A 16,978-nucleotide genomic window follows, 5' to 3' on the forward strand; every position below is an offset into this window, starting at 1 on the left:
TATAGGTGTTTAACAACGGCAATTTAGGAAGATTTCAGGAAAAAGAACAAATACTTTTTAATGTGGCAGTGCCTCAGTTTGAATATTATGACCACGTAGATCAGCAACATCTGGCGCGAAGATTATATAATCAAACTGAGGCACTACCTTTAATGATTGATATTGGTGTTAACTGAATTTTAATGTAGTATGTACCGAAATTCAGACGTATAGAATTCTTCATTTTAGAGTAACGGTATCAGGATTTCTTTTGTTCGGGGATACCTTGATCACATCTATTGCCGGGTCATATAACTACATCATTCGTCTTAAATTCTACATCATCATTCCTCTATCTGCAATAGACGTCAACTTCCTGATATTTGATAATCCCGGAGTTCTCTTTATATATAATATTCTGTTACGACAAAAGCAGATTCGGTTAGCTCTGCCACCAGTAGACGTCCCAACTTTGTACCATAAAAACATCATTTCATGAAAAGACTAATTTTCATTTTAAGTATCACTATTTCGTCCATCTGTCATGGGCAGCAGCATAATACTTACCTTTTCGTCCCCGGTGCATGGGATGGGGGATGGGACTACGCAGCGGTAGATTCCATCTTAAGCGCACACGGAAACACCGTCTACCGGCCAACGCTTACCGGGCTGGGAGAAAGAGTGCATCTGGCAAACCCAGGCGTTAACCTGACGACCTACATCAACGACATTCTGAATATCATGAAATTCGAGGACTTGCATAACGTTATTCTTGTAGGACACAGCTACGGAGGCATGGTGATTTCCGGAGTAGCAGAACAGGCCCCTTTTCGCATAAAACAACTTATTTACCTGGATGCTATGGTCCCAAACAACGGAGAAAGCGCACGAGATGTATGTGGCGATCTATGGACTCCCATGACCAAAGGCAATATCAAAGATAGCATGGTTCTTTATCCCTTTGGTGCTACGCAAAAAGATGTCTCACAGCCCCTGAATACTTTTACTGAACCAGTAATACTTAACAATCCTATTGTCAAAAAAATACCGACAGCATTTCTCCAGATGACCAAAGACGGAAAAGGAAGTCCAGCCCACGACAAAATGGGTCTTTTAAGAGCAAAAGCAAGAAACTGGAAAATCTATACCCTTGAAGGCGGACATTACGCCATGCGTGAACAACCCGAAAATCTCGTGAGAAAACTGGAAGATATCACGCAACATTAATCATTAACTTTAAGTATGGAAAAAAGAGTGATCCATAATATAAAAACGATTAGTGAATACCATAAGGTAATGGGACTTCCCAAACCGGAACATCCCCTCATCAGCGTAATTGACTACGAATCAATAACCTTGCCTTGCAAAGCCAGCATGAGCTTTACCCTTGATTTTTACACTATCCTGCTGGACAAAGATTTTAAAGGCCGTATGAAATACGGTCAGCAGTCCGGTGACTTTGAAGATGGTGTAATGTTTTTCATGGCACCCAGACAGATATTTGAAGTCGAGCTACTGAGCACAGATCCGATCGACCGCTCTGGCTGGGTATTACTCATTCATCCGGATTTTCTTTGGAAAACACCACTGTCCAGGTCGATCAGGCAATACGAATATTTTGGTTATTCCATCAACGAAGCATTGTTTCTGTCCGATAAGGAACAAAAGTCCATTCTTGGCATTATGGAAATTATGGCACAGGAATATAGAAATAATATTGACAAATTTAGCGAGCCTGTAATCCTTGCACAACTCGAATTGCTGCTGACCTATGCCGACAGGTTTTATCAACGTCAATTCATTACCCGCAAAAAGTCGGGCCATTCAATTATTGACCGCCTGGAACAATTATTGGATGAATATTTCAACGAAGAACATTTGTCTAATAAAGGTATTCCAACCGTACAAGATATAGCTTCATCTCTGAACATATCGCCGGGGTATCTGAGCAGCTTACTAAAATTACTAACTGGAGAAAGTACACAGCACTATATACAGGATAGAGTTATTGAACATGTCAAAGACCAGTTGTCAACAACTGATCACTCAATAAGTGAAATTGCCTATATATTGGGGTTCGAGCATCCACAGTCCCTTAGCCGCTTATTCAAAGCAAAGACCAGTTTATCACCTCAGGAGTATAAAAAACAATTAGGCGCCTCAAATTGAGACGCCTAATTGTTTTTTAAGGTCAGCCCAACCAATCTGGGGCGGACTTGCTGTTTTATCATTTGCATCTATGATGTTCGCAAGCGCGCAAATCTGTTACAGGAATGAAGCCTGGCTTCACAATTAATAAAAAATATTTTCCGATTGTAACATTTTGTTTTTCACACTTCCTGCGGACAAAATCAAACAAACGTACCACAAGATAATTTCAGTAAAGGACACAATGGCTACTCTGAGTCTCAGTTTAAAGAGGCGGCCACCTCCAAAATCGTCACTATCCTCCATATTGAAAGCCACGCAGATTCCAGAGATAAATAGGAATATTATCAATCCAGACAGTTATTTGCGTCGTCCGGAGAGGAGATTTTGCCTAAGATGCATAGTGTCAAGCTTTTATTTACAATGTTTACACTTTTATTTACAATACAGATTCCTTAGGCAGAAATAAATCAAAGTATTTTTGTTGCATCAACTTTAAAAGGATACGTAAAATAAAAAGAAATGCCTTAAACGGATCTGATTTATCAGGAGATAATTTATGTTAATTAAACCTTAAAAAAAATATGAAAAAAGTTATTTATGCGCTGATCGTATTGCTGGTTGTGGTAAGCGGACTAGTATTTGCCAATCGCGAAATCAAAAATGAAACTTCTAAAAAATCAACCCCAAAGCCACTCTCTGCTGCTGAAAGGAAAGCCGAATTGAAAAAATGGGAGGCTACCCCTGAAGGTATAAAGTTCAAAAAATGGGAAGCGTCTCCAGAAGGTAAAAAAGTGCTTGCCGGTGCTGCTAAAATAAGTAACCAGATAAGTGATTCTACCAATATGGAGGCTGTTATAACCTCTCTTTCTCTTCCGCCAGGCTCACGGTTAGGTTTCGGAGTGATGGCCAGGATTAATGGTGACGATTATATTCTTAGTTTTGGGCTGGAAGGGTCCAATGAATTTCAGCAATTGCATAGCCTGAAAGTTAACGACAAAATAGTTATAAGAAGCCATTTTGTATCGTATGCGCCAAAGTATTCATATCCAATAGTATCGGGCGACTATGTAGAACGAGATAGTAAAATAATTTATAAACGTGCCCCTCGCAAAGGCGGTTGCTGAGTAAATAAATTATGAAATACATACACTAGCGAAATAGTCTTATTTTTTTCTTAAAGAAAAGTTTAAAAAGCTCCCCGATGTTAATCAGGGTGCTTTTTAAACTTTGTTTAATTACGCAAATTAATTACTTTCAGCTACCTGAGTAAGTATTTCGGTCAGTTTAGTTTCAAGACCTTTTCCAAATAAGGTTTTACCGATAATATTCCCGTCAGGACCAATCAGAAAGTTCTGTGGAATTGCACGAACGCCGTATAATTTAGCCGCCGAATTATCCCAGAATTTAAGATCAGAAAGCTGAAGCCATGTCAACCCATCCTTTTTGATTGCAGCCAACCATAGTGCTTTACTTTCTTTTCTATCAAGTGATATACCTACGATAGTGAAGTTCTGGTCTTTAAATTTATTATACATCTTAATAAGATTAGGATTTTCAGCACGGCAAGGTCCACACCAGGATGCCCAAAAGTCAAGAAGTACATATTTGCCTCGAAAAGAAGAAAGTTTAACCGGCTTTCCTTTTGTATCAGACATCTCAAAATCCGGTGCCCTTTGTCCAATTGCAGTCACTTTCATCTGCCGGAGGCTTTCGGCGAATTTTTTACCTTCAGGGCTATTTTTTACCCTTGCTGTTAATCCGTCAAATATGGGTTTTACTGCCTCATACTCTTGTTCATAAGCTACCTTAGGCAATAGTTCTAAACTGAGCATTGCGTTAGGATGGGACTGTATAAATTTTGTATATGCGTCTGTTGTCAGTTTGCTATACCTTTTTTTAAACGCCTCTAATTTAGTTTCATAATCCGGTGTAGACGTAGGAGATTCCTTGCCTTCCATGAAACGTTTATCCTCAGGGCTCATTTTGTCGAACTCCACGTCTACAATGTTATTGAAGTCGGTATTATCGTTATTGGAAGGTGTTCCGGTTATCTGAATACCTTCAACTGTACTACCTTTTGCTTCAACCTTGATAGTACCAGGTTCTATAATAACAGTACACTGTTCAAGACTATTTCTACCAACGCCTTTTGGGTCAAAAGTCAGACTTGCGGATACCGGCGTAGATGACGCTTTCCCTGTAAATTTAAAAAATCCATTTTTCAGTATTACGGAATCTAATATGTCTTTGCCATTAACAGTATATGCCAGGTAAGCCTTGACAGGCGCGTCATAAGTGCCGTATTTACCTTCAATTAAATATTTGCTATTGCCCTGAGAGAACGCAGTTAACGGAAATATTGACAAGGCCGCAATCGTTAATTTCTTCATATAATTTATTGAAAATTTAATGTAGTGATGTTATATTTAAGGTACTTCAACTGTAAATTTTGCTTCATCAGGAGGGAGACACTGGTTATCGTTGCAAACCATGAATTTCACCACACCTTTTACGGTTACCTTTTTCCCCTTTAATTTTATCTTTTGTTGAAATGTTACTGAAGTTTCAAAGTAACCGACTTCCATCATAAATTCAGGCTCCAGCCGAACAGTTGGTGCTGGCTCAATGGTGTTGCCCATCAGATCATAAGCCTTTGATTTTTCGAATTTAAATTTAGTTGGTTGCGGCCCACCAGGTTTAACATACATGGAATACAAATGCCAACCTTTATCCAGTGTAGCTGTTACACATACTAAAGCTTCATTTTTACTTGTTTTCTTAGCAGCATAACTCCACTTCACCGGATCTAATATCTGGCCAAACCCTTTAAATGCAAGAAAAGTGGCTATAACAAGGAGGATAACAGATTTTTTCATTTACAGCTTATATTTTATATCAATTATTAATTGCAGCATGCTTTTTTGTAATTTCTACCATCGCTTTCAATTTATAATACTCGCGATCTGAAGAACCCGCATAACCAATTCCTTCCATACGAATAACTCCCTGCGGGTCGATAATGAATTTATGAGGGGTTCCTTTTGCTCCTATCGCTTTAAAAAGCTCCATATCAGGATCCCGTAATACATCCAACGTAAGCTTAGTGTGGTTTACATATGCCTGAACAGATTCCTGATCTTCTGCAATATCTGTTACATACAGTTGAAAAGGCTGATCCTTATACTCTGTGGCCACACGCTCAAACGCAGGAAAGGCAGCAATACAAGGTTTGCAGATGGTACTCCAGAAATCAATCACCAGGATCTTTCCCCTGTAGTCTGAGATTTTAAAGTTTTTGCCATTCAACTTATGTATCACAACATCCGGAGCAGGCTTCCCTGTTGCATCCCAGCCGGCTTCCAATTCGTTATAATAGTGCTGGTAAGCTTCCTTTTGAAGTGCTATGGCATATTTTTCTGACTCACCCGGATGTACTTTCTCATAGACAGATTTAAGAGTTGTCAGCAATTTAGGGTTGGACTCTGCATTTCGAACAGCAGCAGACAGGGTATCTATCGCTTTCTGGTCTTGACCGGACGCTGCCAGTATTATTGCGTAACGGTTAATAAAATTGGGTTTAGAATCCTTGAAATAATTCAGATCTCTCATCTTAGGTTCCAATAATGCTTTTTGAATTTTTTCTAAAGCAGACTGGTTGTGTCCATTGTAACTATCGGACAGGGCAGATATTTCCAGGAATATCTCGTGGGCGCGTTCAAATTCGTCCTTAATAGCCCCGCTTTCGAGACCGGGTATAAATTCGTTCGAGATTTCAGTGATCCAATCAAGATGTTTTTTGTCATCCACCCATGGCTCCAGGACATTTGTTAATTCGAAAAGTTGAAGTCCATTATCAATAGTGGTTGTCTTTCTGTATTCTTTATACTTGTCTATGTTTTCCTGTGCCAGCCAGTTTATTGCCAATTCAGCGCGGAACGCGTTATATATCTTTTGATTGGTATTGTTTATGGGTTGTTTTTTTATCAAATCTTTATAAAATTTTTCCTGGTCCTGCACTTTGCCAAGTATTTTGAAGTCTTCAAATTTCTCTGCGATAGGATTGGACTGCTGTGCGCTGGCTGTCATACTGATCATGAGCACAATACCCACCCCCCTGAAGACATTAAACAACGTATTAATTCTCATATTTTAAATTTTAGATTTTAATTTAAAGGCAGCGGGACCAAACGATCCGCTATAAACTATTATTGATTATCTATTAACCCTTTGTTCTGGTTTAACATAAGTTCTCCGAATTTCATGGCGTAGCGTTGAGGCTTTAATGTATAAGATTTTACCACATTCCCGTCAGCGTCAATCAGGTCATGATTCGGTTTAATATGGTCATGGTAAACAGGATCAACCGATAAGCGACGCATGTCTGACCATCGCAGGCCTGAAAGCGCAAATTCTCTTACCCGCTCATCAAGAATAAAGCGTACCAGTGCCTGTTGGTCTGAGGCGACGTTTGAAGGTACTATGGCGTCTGCTACCGGCATTCTTTTAGACCTGAGTACTTCAAGGTCTGCTTTCGCATTTGAAAGGTCATTATTCCGGGCATTGATCTCCGCCCGCATTAAATACATCTCAGGTAAAGACGGTCCCAGGTCTAAGAAAAAATTGGGATAACGGCGAACTTGTTTTGGGTAAATAAATGTACCGAACATTTCAGTGTCTGAATAAAGCAGCAAACGTTTATCAGTTGTGCTAAAAAGAGAAGCAACATATGGAGTGTAAACTATTGCGTCGGCAAAATCCAACCCCCACACCGTAGTTGATATGTTGTAAATAGTTTGACTATTATTAGCTGCAAGTGGCATGTTTGACAATGCCCCTAAAAAGTTAACTGGAAACCATGTACTGTCGGTATCAGGATCCAAAACAACATTGTAATCATATAACGCTAACGGAATTGTTGATTTCGATGACTCAGAAAATGCGGCGTCAATATGTGTTTTGGCTGAGGTAAAATCCAGCATATTCATATACGCCTTCGTCAGGAAGAATTCAGCAGCCATTTTTGAAAACCGGCGTCTATGCACCAAGACACCTACATCTGGTAGTGCCTCTGTAAGATCTTTAATAACCGCCGAATAACATTCGCTAACACTTGAGCGGGTAAAAGATGTGCGGGTAACATCAGATGTGGTTATAATTGGTATACCCAGGTCAGTTGTAGCTGACGAAGGGTTATAGGGTAAAGAAAAATCATTTAAAAAGGCCAGGTTGCAAACGGCTCTGCCAACTTTTGCTTCGGCGAGTAACTGTTTTTTTTGCTGATCAGTACCCTCTGAAGATGACGTTACCTCGTTTATTATTTTGTTAAAAAGGTATAATCTCTGAATATAACCTGTAGCTGCTGTTATTTCCTGCGGCAATTCATTCGACTCATAAACTCTGTCTTCATACCTAAAGAGACGTTGCACCCTTAATGGTACTCCGTCTATATAAGTTTTCTGCAAAGCAACATCATCTCCCAAATACACGGGCGCCGACAGTGTAGTCTGCAGGAATGTACCATTTAATATCTGCTCATAATCATTCGTAGTTTGCGCAATCAGTGATCCTTTGGTCTGTATTTCCAAAAAACTTTTTTTGCAGGAGCTACCTAGTAGCATTGCGCAGACAAGCGACGTCATCAAAAAGTATTGTATTGATGGTTTCATGACTGTTAATCTTTTAAAGTGTGATATGGGCTCCTAATGTTATTGTTCCCTGTCCGGTACGCAGGTTTCTTATCGCGCCCGTGCTTCCATTTGTGAGCATTGGACCAATGTTTCCTAAAGATTGAAACTCAGGGTCGATGCCAAAATCATTTGCTTTCCATAGCATCAGATTAGAAACCTGTGCCCTGAATGTAACAGCCTGGGCGTGAATTCTCTTCAGGAGAGCGCTCTTAAGATCGTAGGATAAAGTAATATCCCGGACTTTTGCAAATGATGCATTAAAAACATTGGAGTTGGCATAGGTATAATAATTTGTGTTCCTATTGCCGCTAACTGCACTTGTAGCAGCATACCTGGGAATGTTTGTAAACTTCTCATCACCTGGCGCTTTCCAACGGTTTATAAACTCGCTGTGCATATAATTAGAGTAAGGCACGCCAGACCAAAAAGTATTAACATCACGAAACAGGACGTTACCGCCGTTATAGATAATATTGACTCCTAAGGCAAAGTTTTTATAACGAAAATAATTAGACAGGCCACCGCTATAAACCGGCTGTGAACTACCTTTATAAACTACGTCCTGCGCAGTTGATGCATTGGGTGCTGAGGTAATGGTTCGGTCAGCTTTTGTTATTTGTGGATCCCCGGAATTGTTTAAGCCTGCATAGTTGTAGGCGAATACTGTAAATGCAGGATGTCCTACCAAAAATCTTGTGGAGATCATGCCCGGTCCTGTTGTAATTGGCGCAGGATTGGCCAGTTGCGTAATTTTATTTTTGTTGTACCCCAGATTAAATGAAGTAGACCAGGTGAAAACACCCGTACTGATATTAAGTGAGTTGAGGGAAAGATCAATTCCCTTATTATCCAAATCTCCATAGTTACCAATGACTGAAGGATATCCCGTAAGTGGGGCAGTGCTTAGGGTTCCTATCAGATTACTTGTCTTCTTCAGATAAGCATCCACCGATCCGTGCAATATGCCGTTCTTTATTTCGAAGTCAAAGCCGAAGTTGTAGTTCTTAGTGAGTTCCCAGGTTAGTTTTTTATTTGCGGGTGCGGTGACAACCAGGCCAACTCCTGTCGGGTAATTCACATTTGTTTCAGCATGTAATATGTCCCAGGATGCAGCGGTACCAGGCGTAGGTGCGTTACCGGTGATACCGTAGGTGAGCCGGACATCCAAATGGCTTAACCATGTGACAGGTTGCATAAAGTGTTCGCTGCCCAGTGCCCATTTGCCGCCAATACTCCAAACCGGCCTGTTTTGGGCGGAGTTGTCAAAGCCAAATAAGTTACTCCGGTCTACACGCCAACTGCTGTTTAGGGTATATTTATGATTATATGTATAGCCCAGATTAGCATAGTATGATGATGTTCTTGTTATAACACCTTCTCCTCCTGTTATATTATTATCTAAAGTCCTTGTGCCACCGGGAACTGTTCCGGTAATTCCAGCACCCAATAATTCATAATTAACAGGTCTTGCTATCTGAAGCTGGTCGTCCCATCCTCTATAAATCACAGTAGTCGAAATTGGCGAGCTGCTGGTTGCTTCCTGTCCGGCCATTATGGTAAATTGATGCTTATCCAGCCAATTATGATCATAAAACAATTGGTTTCTTACTGTCCAGCTTTTCAGCATGTCATCAGTGGCGGTAAGTCGTCCACCAAAAGCCGGAACATTATAAACCGGGGTGCTATTGATCGTTGGCGCCTGCGTGAAGGTCATCACTTCATCCCTCACCGGATAGCTGTTCTGATCCAACTGAACCCGATTTTTTGAAGAGTTGATGCTGTAGCCAAAGGTTCCTTCATAGTGCAGCCCTTTTAAGATCTTTAATTTTACTCCGCTCACTATCCTGGTGGACAGTACCGTTCCTTTAGAATACCCTCTGTTGATTTCCTGCAACGGTGAATAATCCAGATTAATACGGCTTCTTGCCTGGTAATCTTCGCGAAGCTCATCACTGTAATTACCCATATGGTTAACCGTTAGCGGATTACCTGCCGGATCGGCGAAAAGCTGATAAGGCACTAAATCCAGGCTTGGTATGGTTAAATTGTTGCTACTTGTAACACGATTAGTTAAATCGGTTATCAGGTAAGCCTGAAGGTTTGTATTGAATTTAAAGTCTTGTCGTAAATTAATCTTGTACCGGTTGTCTTTTTGACCAGGCGTATTGTTTACTACTCCTGTATAATTAGCAGAGCCATAGAAAGAGTATGCCTTTCCGCCACCGGAAACAGATACGGTATGATTGGTGGTCGCTGCAGGCCGGTAAAAGTACTTTTTAACCTGACCAGCATTATCAATACGGGCAAGGCTGTCTAATTTCGCATTAGCCTGATCCTGGGATATCAGGCCTCTGTATGCGTCATACTGATATTGTAAATGTGGTGTAACAGGTGCTATCAACTGTACTGAGCTCCAGGAATTACCATCAACGTATTGAGGGAAAAGTTCCTCTGCCGTAGTTATAAACTGGCTACTATTCATTTTCTGAATATAGCTTAGGTCTGGAGTACCCTGAAAATTGTAATATCCATCGTAATCAATTTTCAGATTATCACCGGGGCTCCCTTTTTTTGTTGTAACTACAATTACACCGTTTGCTGCCTTGGCGCCCCATATAGAAGCGGCGGTAGCATCTTTGAGTATGGTGATGTCCGCAACGTCCTGCATATTGATATTCTGGATAGAATTATCCGGTACCTGAACACCGTCAACAACTACCAGGGGACCTCTTGTTGAATTAATAGAGGTCAGCCCCCTGATTAAAAAAGGGTTAGAGCCGGCGTCAGGAGCATTATTTACTGTTAAACCGGGAACTAAGCCATCAAGCCGTTGTAATATGTTTGTACTGTTAGACCTGTCATACATCGCATGCAGACCAGGTTTAGAAAAAGCGCCTGCACTTCGTTCCGGTGACAACGTCTGATAGCCGGTAGAATAGGTAACTTTTATCTCTTGCAGATCACTAATAGCAAACTCAAGCTGAATTGTACCCAGATCTGTCGATGCATTCACTTCCCTGCTGGCATAACCCACGAAAGAGATTATTAAAGTAGACTCACTGGCAACTCCTGTCAGGCGAAATGATCCGTCAGATCCTGATAGTGTAGACCTGGTCCCACCCTTTATTTTGATCGTAGCTCCTTGCAATGGCTGTTTCAGAACATTCACCACAACACCCTTCACATCTATGAGCGGGACAGCTGTAGTTTGAGTACTTGTTTGTATCGGATGGATCAGTATGGCTTTATTTTCCCTGTCAATGTTATAAGTCAGGTCATAGGGTGTAAGTATTTGATTAAGTGCAACTTCCAGGGGTGTATTCTTAAAAGCCACATTTACCAGTTTATCCTTTTCATCAGTAACTGACCATACGGAACTATAGCCGGTTTGGGTTCGGATTTCTCTGAACACTTTTACCAGAGAAATATTTTTTTGGTTGAGTGTAATACTTTGTGCTTTACTGGACGCACTCACTTGTAGCAATAACAAGAGTAAAATAATAGCAGATAGCTTTACATCCCTTAAAACATTAAGGGCACAGCGAGGGTGCTGCATAAAATCTGTTACAGAAATTTTATACATTTACATGCTTTTAAATCGTGAATTATCTTATAGGAAACGTTCATTCCCGATCACGTCGGAAAGATTTAAGAGTTTGAAAAGGGGTGTTCCAGCACTCCTTTTCTTTTCCTCTTATAGAAAAGATCATTTAATTATTTTCATGCTGTTTTGTGTTTTTTGGTAATCGTGATTTTACTTAATTGGCTGTATTTTGGTTGAAGTAAAAAACTTTGACTGTTCTGCCGTCTATTTTGAAGCGGACCTTTTTCGTCATTTCAAGAATGCTCAATACATTACTGATGTTGCTATAACGTGTGATGGTTGCCAGTACAGGAATTCCTTTTATCCCCTCATCCTGATATTCAATTTTAACATCGTACCACAAACTGATCTTTTGCATGGCGCTTGCCATGGTTTCATCAAACATGAAATACCCCTCTTTCCAGGCAATCATTTCTTCAACGTCTACCTCGTGCACTGATAATTTTTTCCCATTAAATAAGGCTTGCTGACCTGGTTTTATTCTCTTTATGTTATTGTTTGTTTCAATCTGAATGGCACCTTCCAACAAGGTAGCAGCTACATGGCCATCGCCAATGCTGGTATTAACATTGAAATGAGTACCTAAATCACGTATCACACCAGCTGCAGTTTTAACAGTAAAAGGCGCATCTGTCCGATGTTGCACCTCGAAATACGCTTCGCCATAAAGGAGTTCCACATCGCGGCTCCTGTGTCCAGGTTTTTCCGGGAAACGGATGGCGCTTGCTGTGTTCAGCCAGATTTTGGTACCATCACCCAGGTTTAACTGGTAAACCCCTCCTTTCGGCGTCCTGAGTGTATCGTAGGCTATCTGCTCAGCATCAGTGGTCGTACCCTTATTATAAGTAAGCGATCCGTTATCATTTTGTTGAATCACAACATCCGTATTCGGAACTGTAATTTTTTGTACGCCGCTGCCAAGCAGGAATTTTTTGCCATTCGCCATGGTGAGTTCAGCCTTATTTTCACCTGGCCTGATATCAGCGAGTGCAATCTTATTATTGTCAGCAGATAAGTGCTTGTGTGAGTTTAATAATAAATATGCACCGGTAAACAACCCAATCAGGACGGATGCGGCAATTGAGATAAATTTAAGCGAGAGCCGGCTCCTTCTGGCCAAAATAGTATCCAGTATTTGCTCAGCCTCATCTTCAGGAAGCTCTTCTTCAGACTCAAAATCATCCCAGAAATTGCTTAGGAGAGCGTCCTTTTGTTCATCGCTAAGCTCGTTGAACAATCCGAACAATTCAGACTGTTCCTGCGAGTTACACTGGCGGTGGATATATTTTGACAGTAAAAATCTTATTCTATCTTCAGACATTTGTTTAAACTTATTTAGCACAGGTTTCCCATGCATATATCTGTAAGACGATCAAAAGACCCAAACGTGCAAAAAAGATTCAGATTTTTTTTCCGACTTTTAAAAGTGGGTAATTATAATGAACAGGGTCAAAAAAAGGTTGGATTTTAAGGAATTCAGGGCGTTTCTAAAGTGACTTCTTATGGTTGGAACAGAAAGACTGAGTTTTTTTGCAATCTCAGCATATTCAATCCCTTGAAGATGCTTTAGTTCATAAACCAGACGCTGTTGTTTGGGTAATTTTTGTAAAGCGCTTTCGTACTTTACTTTAATTTCTGAAGCTTTGATATCCTCGAAAGGATCATCAGAAGTAGATTCTTTTGAGATTACACTAAGATGTGAAAGCACTGTAGACTCGCGTGAAGCCCGCTTCAGATGATCAAGCGCAGCATTCCTGGCCATACGATAGACTAAGGCATTAAAGTTTTCAATTTCGCAGGCACGACGACGCATTTTCCATATTTTAAAAAAAACGTCCTGGACAATGTCTTTTGAGATTTCTTTGGAGGAGGTTATCCCGAGAATGAAACCGTAAATCTTATTTTTATAGCTGTGAAAAAGTGTGGTAAATGCCTGCTCATCGTCAAGTGTAAGCTGATTAAGTAATTCCCGCTCCCTTTCATATGTTAGCTTTTGCATCCCGATAGTATAAAGTATATTGATATATTATAATTAATCACATTCTAATACTAAAACAGCAGTGATTAAGCCGCAATTAGTTTATATATTTTGTTAAACTTTAAAAAATATGCGTAATATATGAAAGAAGTCTAAATATTCAAAATAACTTCTTGATTTTGATTTATGAAATCTGTCCTATTTATAATTAACATCAATAAGTAATCTCGTTAAAGAAAATGGGAAGGGTGATACTCAAATCAGGGTAGCCAATGAAGATGAAGAGTTGTGTTCTCCTCCAATAATATCTATTACACCCTGGCCGTTTTTCAATATTTACTTTTATCTACAGAATTGCAGTTATTTTGGCATTTATTACCTGTAATTTAATCACAGTTCGCTTCTTGTTGTAATTGTCCATATAAGATACAATATATACGTCGTGCTTTGGGGCATCCTTACCTACAAACAATGTCCTTACCCAATCAATATCAGCATCCTGTGCATCTATAAAAGGATCACTATCCAGCTCTTCCTTATCTAGTTTATTTAACAATTTAGCTGTACAATACCGCTTTTTGATTATATCCAGTTTTTTCTCCGTACCCTCGCTGCTTGCGACTTGCGTAATATAACTGGTATAAAACTGCTTTAACATACTAATGTTCTGATCCGGAGCTGTTTTGGTCTGCGCCTTACATGTAACACTGAAAATAATTACTAGAAAGGAGATTAGAAGTTTTGATTTCATTCAATGCAATATTTGTGTAAAAATACATATTATCTACTTTGCTGCCGAAGGTGGGAGCTCCCCACAAGGAAATATAATAAAGGTCACCTCTGAAATTTGTGAATTTAGAATTAAATGTGATAACGGCTGCTGTTATTAATTTTCTTGTATATGAACAACTATAAAAATGCCTTTGAGTGATCACTAAATAAATCGTTTATGGGTAGTTAAATAAAATACAAATGTTCAGAAGTTTTTGGTGGCATAAACTATTTTTCTACTAATTTTATCACCTTATTGGTTATTATTATATAATGAAGCATAGACAGCTTCCAAATTAAAATTAATTATGGCTATTAAAATTACAGATGAATGTATTTTCTGTGGAGCTTGTGAATCTGAATGTCCGAATAACGCGATCTATGAGGGAGGCGTAGAATGGGCAATATCTGATGGCACAACGGTTAAAGGTGATTTTGTGTTGAGGGACGGATCTATTATTGATGCCAGCCAGCGCAATGCTCCCCTGGCTACCGATCTGTTTTATATTGTTTCAGATAAATGTACTGAGTGTCAGGGATTTCATGAGGAACCTCAATGTGCAGTTGCATGTCCGGTAGATTGTTGTGTACCAGACGAAATGTGCCAGGAATCTGAAGAAGAACTGCTGGTGAAGAAAGATAAATTACATCTTTAATAAGAAAGCATAAGGAATTATCGGTAACTGGTCGTCAGACACTAATTGCTGGCATGCATACCGAACCTAAATGGGGAGAAAAAGCTAATTGCATTTTCTCCCCATTGCTATTGTGAAATTTAATTTAAACCTTCATGTAACGGAATATTTGGGGAATGCGTCTTCCAATCAGAATGTTGACATGGACTATAGGCGTTTCGAAAAAAACTGTTAGGACGAACGATGGTTTGGGTATTTAACCAATATTGCTAATAGTAACCGTTTTTCAAAGGATGTGTATACGATTATAATTGTAACGCGACCTTCAAATATTAACGAGCTTGAATTGTCAGGTCTTTATTTTAGATCAGAATCTTCTATATAGCAATAAATATAAAAAACGTTCATTGGCCTGGTGGTACACTGTTTTCACATACACCATCTTCACAGATGTATCCTTCATCTCCTTTCTGGTTGCATATTCATCATAAGCCGTCATCCAGCTATCTATCAGATCTTGTTTCAGCGCAGGTAATGTCATTCTTATATCTGAATCGTAAAGGTGGGCAATCCCTCATTTTATTGAGTTATATCCTGGCAATTCATATGCTTACATGAACAGGGCGCTTGTATATATTGCAATGAAAGAAAAAGATAAGGCTTGTGAGGATCTTAAACAGGCAATGAAACAGGGTTTTACAGAGATGTATGGAGATGAGGTGAAGAAGTTGATTTTTGAGAAATGTATTTAGATGTATTGCCAGTGTCCAAGTCCTCTAAATGGCATGCTTTATAACTCGACCACTCTACTGGAATCGAACTTTTTATGATTGACTAAGTGGGAGTTAAAGTGAGAATGAAAATTGCAAAAAAAACACTACCGGTAGATTGTCGATTGCGCTCTGCAAAGTCCGTGGTATTCCTGGAAGAAAATCAGGAAGTGTGTTAATGTGGAGTCGGCCTTGTCACTGAAAAAGTCGTTCAACGCGCGTATGAAGGGTGAGATTGGTATAATGAAGGGTCAGCGTTGTTGGAATTTCTTGAACTGATATTGTATTATCAGTTCGCGGAATGTGGGTATGAATATGCCGCCACGCTTGATGATGCGGAGGAGATTAAAGCGTATCTTTCTGCATTACATTGGGAAAGGTAGTAGATCATAATCAACTCATCATTCATTATGATAATGATAAATTGATCTGGTATTTTACGGAGAATCCGGAGAACGTGTTTCTTTCAGCAAGGACAGATATAGAAATGGAGTATGGTTTTATTCCGCTACTCCAAGGATCTTGATTATTCAGCGGACTTCACTAATTTTGCCCATGTACAGCGGTATAGATGAGTTTATTTGGGTATAAGCTGCACTTTTACATCATTTTAATGTTTTTTACTAAGTATGACAAGTCCAATTGAGATGATTGCTCCGGTCCGGAAACTAGTTGACAAAATAGGATCGGAATATGAATATGAAATAGTTCCTATAAAGCCGGAGCCGGCGACTACTCCTGGGAATTGTTATTTTAATGTACAGGATAAAGTGGCTAAAGATGGCGGAAAGCTAGTCTATGGATGGGCCATTTGGTTGAGTGATATCATTTGCGAGGGAGAGCACCATGCAGTATGGGAAGATGAAGATGGGAATCTAGTTGATATCACACCTCCAAGTATACCGATAGCCAAAATATTGTTTGTTCCTGATGACAGATTTATGTATGAGGGGAAGCATATCGGGAGTATCAGGAACAGCATTGTAGATAATCCCCTGGCAGAGCATATTATTTTATTCGCCGGAATGAAAGACTTCCTGCTAAAGTTTGCTACCCGGGTAGGTAATGAAGAGCATCATTTCAGCACATTTACGGGAAATATCTATAATCACTATGACACCTTATTCAATAATGCATTGCTCTTTTTCAGGGCAGGAGCGAAGTTGGGAAGCGCCTGTTATTGCGGAAGCCTGAAACCATATAGTCAGTGTCATGGTAAAAATCTGCTTGCTTCTATGCAGAAGGTGAAGGATACTGTGATAAAGATGGATGATCTTGCTAAGGAGGAAAAAGCAAAGGAGCAAAACGAAGCTGATGAAAGCTAAATCGATAATAACTTTATCTTCTGTAGGAGTAGCCGCTTATGTACTGCTTTTGAGGTAAAATAAATTGAATATATTTGC

The 16,978-nt window shown here is 39.7% G+C and carries 15 protein-coding genes; 6 read left to right on the forward strand and 9 right to left on the reverse strand.

Annotated elements, in window-relative coordinates:
- The first annotated feature begins 474 nt into the window (after window positions 1-474).
- From GO495_RS21480 to GO495_RS21490, 3 genes are all read left to right on the forward strand, one after another.
- Window positions 475-1,206, forward strand: a complete 732-nt coding sequence (locus GO495_RS21480; RefSeq protein ID WP_157301780.1) for an alpha/beta fold hydrolase — start codon at window positions 475-477, stop codon at window positions 1,204-1,206.
- A gap of 15 nt (window positions 1,207-1,221) precedes the next feature.
- On the forward strand, window positions 1,222-2,148 hold the full coding sequence (locus GO495_RS21485; RefSeq protein ID WP_157301781.1) for a helix-turn-helix domain-containing protein: 927 nt from the start codon (window positions 1,222-1,224) through the stop codon (window positions 2,146-2,148).
- 563 nt (window positions 2,149-2,711) lie between these two features.
- Window positions 2,712-3,254 (forward strand): hypothetical protein, encoded by a 543-nt coding sequence (locus tag GO495_RS21490; protein ID WP_157301782.1) that lies wholly within the window; start codon window positions 2,712-2,714, stop codon window positions 3,252-3,254.
- Between the two features lie 120 nt (window positions 3,255-3,374).
- Here GO495_RS21490 and GO495_RS21495 read toward each other — a convergent pair whose 3' ends face one another.
- The 8 genes from GO495_RS21495 to GO495_RS21530 form a co-directional block, all read right to left on the reverse strand.
- Window positions 3,375-4,520 (reverse strand): TlpA disulfide reductase family protein, encoded by a 1,146-nt coding sequence (locus GO495_RS21495; RefSeq protein WP_157301783.1) that lies wholly within the window; start codon window positions 4,518-4,520, stop codon window positions 3,375-3,377.
- 36 nt (window positions 4,521-4,556) lie between these two features.
- Complete coding sequence (locus GO495_RS21500; protein ID WP_157301784.1) at window positions 4,557-5,006, reverse strand: protein-disulfide reductase DsbD domain-containing protein; 450 nt, start codon at window positions 5,004-5,006, stop codon at window positions 4,557-4,559.
- Window positions 5,007-5,025: 19 nt separating this feature from the next.
- Window positions 5,026-6,276 (reverse strand): TlpA family protein disulfide reductase, encoded by a 1,251-nt coding sequence (locus GO495_RS21505; protein ID WP_157301785.1) that lies wholly within the window; start codon window positions 6,274-6,276, stop codon window positions 5,026-5,028.
- A gap of 59 nt (window positions 6,277-6,335) precedes the next feature.
- Window positions 6,336-7,796, reverse strand: a complete 1,461-nt coding sequence (locus GO495_RS21510; RefSeq protein WP_157301786.1) for a RagB/SusD family nutrient uptake outer membrane protein — start codon at window positions 7,794-7,796, stop codon at window positions 6,336-6,338.
- Between the two features lie 13 nt (window positions 7,797-7,809).
- Window positions 7,810-11,400 carry a SusC/RagA family TonB-linked outer membrane protein gene (locus tag GO495_RS21515; RefSeq protein WP_157301787.1) on the reverse strand — a complete coding sequence of 1,197 codons (3,591 nt, stop codon included), beginning with the start codon at window positions 11,398-11,400 and terminating at the stop codon, window positions 7,810-7,812.
- 175 nt (window positions 11,401-11,575) lie between these two features.
- Window positions 11,576-12,742 carry a FecR family protein gene (locus tag GO495_RS21520; protein ID WP_170302702.1) on the reverse strand — a complete coding sequence of 389 codons (1,167 nt, stop codon included), beginning with the start codon at window positions 12,740-12,742 and terminating at the stop codon, window positions 11,576-11,578.
- Between the two features lie 99 nt (window positions 12,743-12,841).
- Window positions 12,842-13,420, reverse strand: coding sequence for an RNA polymerase sigma factor (locus GO495_RS21525; protein ID WP_157301789.1), 579 nt, complete (start codon window positions 13,418-13,420; stop codon window positions 12,842-12,844).
- A gap of 325 nt (window positions 13,421-13,745) precedes the next feature.
- Window positions 13,746-14,150 carry a DUF3828 domain-containing protein gene (locus tag GO495_RS21530; protein ID WP_157301790.1) on the reverse strand — a complete coding sequence of 135 codons (405 nt, stop codon included), beginning with the start codon at window positions 14,148-14,150 and terminating at the stop codon, window positions 13,746-13,748.
- 328 nt (window positions 14,151-14,478) lie between these two features.
- Here GO495_RS21530 and GO495_RS21535 point away from each other — a divergent pair, with 328 nt between their 5' ends.
- Window positions 14,479-14,826 (forward strand): 4Fe-4S binding protein, encoded by a 348-nt coding sequence (locus GO495_RS21535; RefSeq protein WP_157301791.1) that lies wholly within the window; start codon window positions 14,479-14,481, stop codon window positions 14,824-14,826.
- A gap of 346 nt (window positions 14,827-15,172) precedes the next feature.
- On the opposite strand, the gene GO495_RS21540 is transcribed toward GO495_RS21535, so the two are convergent.
- Window positions 15,173-15,346 (reverse strand): hypothetical protein, encoded by a 174-nt coding sequence (locus GO495_RS21540; RefSeq protein WP_157301792.1) that lies wholly within the window; start codon window positions 15,344-15,346, stop codon window positions 15,173-15,175.
- 73 nt (window positions 15,347-15,419) lie between these two features.
- On the opposite strand from GO495_RS21540, the gene GO495_RS21545 reads away from it, so the two are divergent.
- Both GO495_RS21545 and GO495_RS21550 read left to right on the forward strand, forming a co-directional pair.
- A complete protein-coding gene (locus tag GO495_RS21545) occupies window positions 15,420-15,557 on the forward strand; it encodes a hypothetical protein (RefSeq protein WP_157301793.1) in 138 nt (45 codons plus the stop codon).
- A 647-nt stretch (window positions 15,558-16,204) separates the two neighbouring features.
- A complete protein-coding gene (locus GO495_RS21550) occupies window positions 16,205-16,900 on the forward strand; it encodes a hypothetical protein (RefSeq protein ID WP_157301794.1) in 696 nt (231 codons plus the stop codon).
- Window positions 16,901-16,978 lie beyond the last annotated feature (78 nt).

Origin of the sequence: Chitinophaga oryziterrae, assembly GCF_009758125.1 — a bacterium.
Lineage (GTDB): Bacteria > Bacteroidota > Bacteroidia > Chitinophagales > Chitinophagaceae > Chitinophaga > Chitinophaga oryziterrae.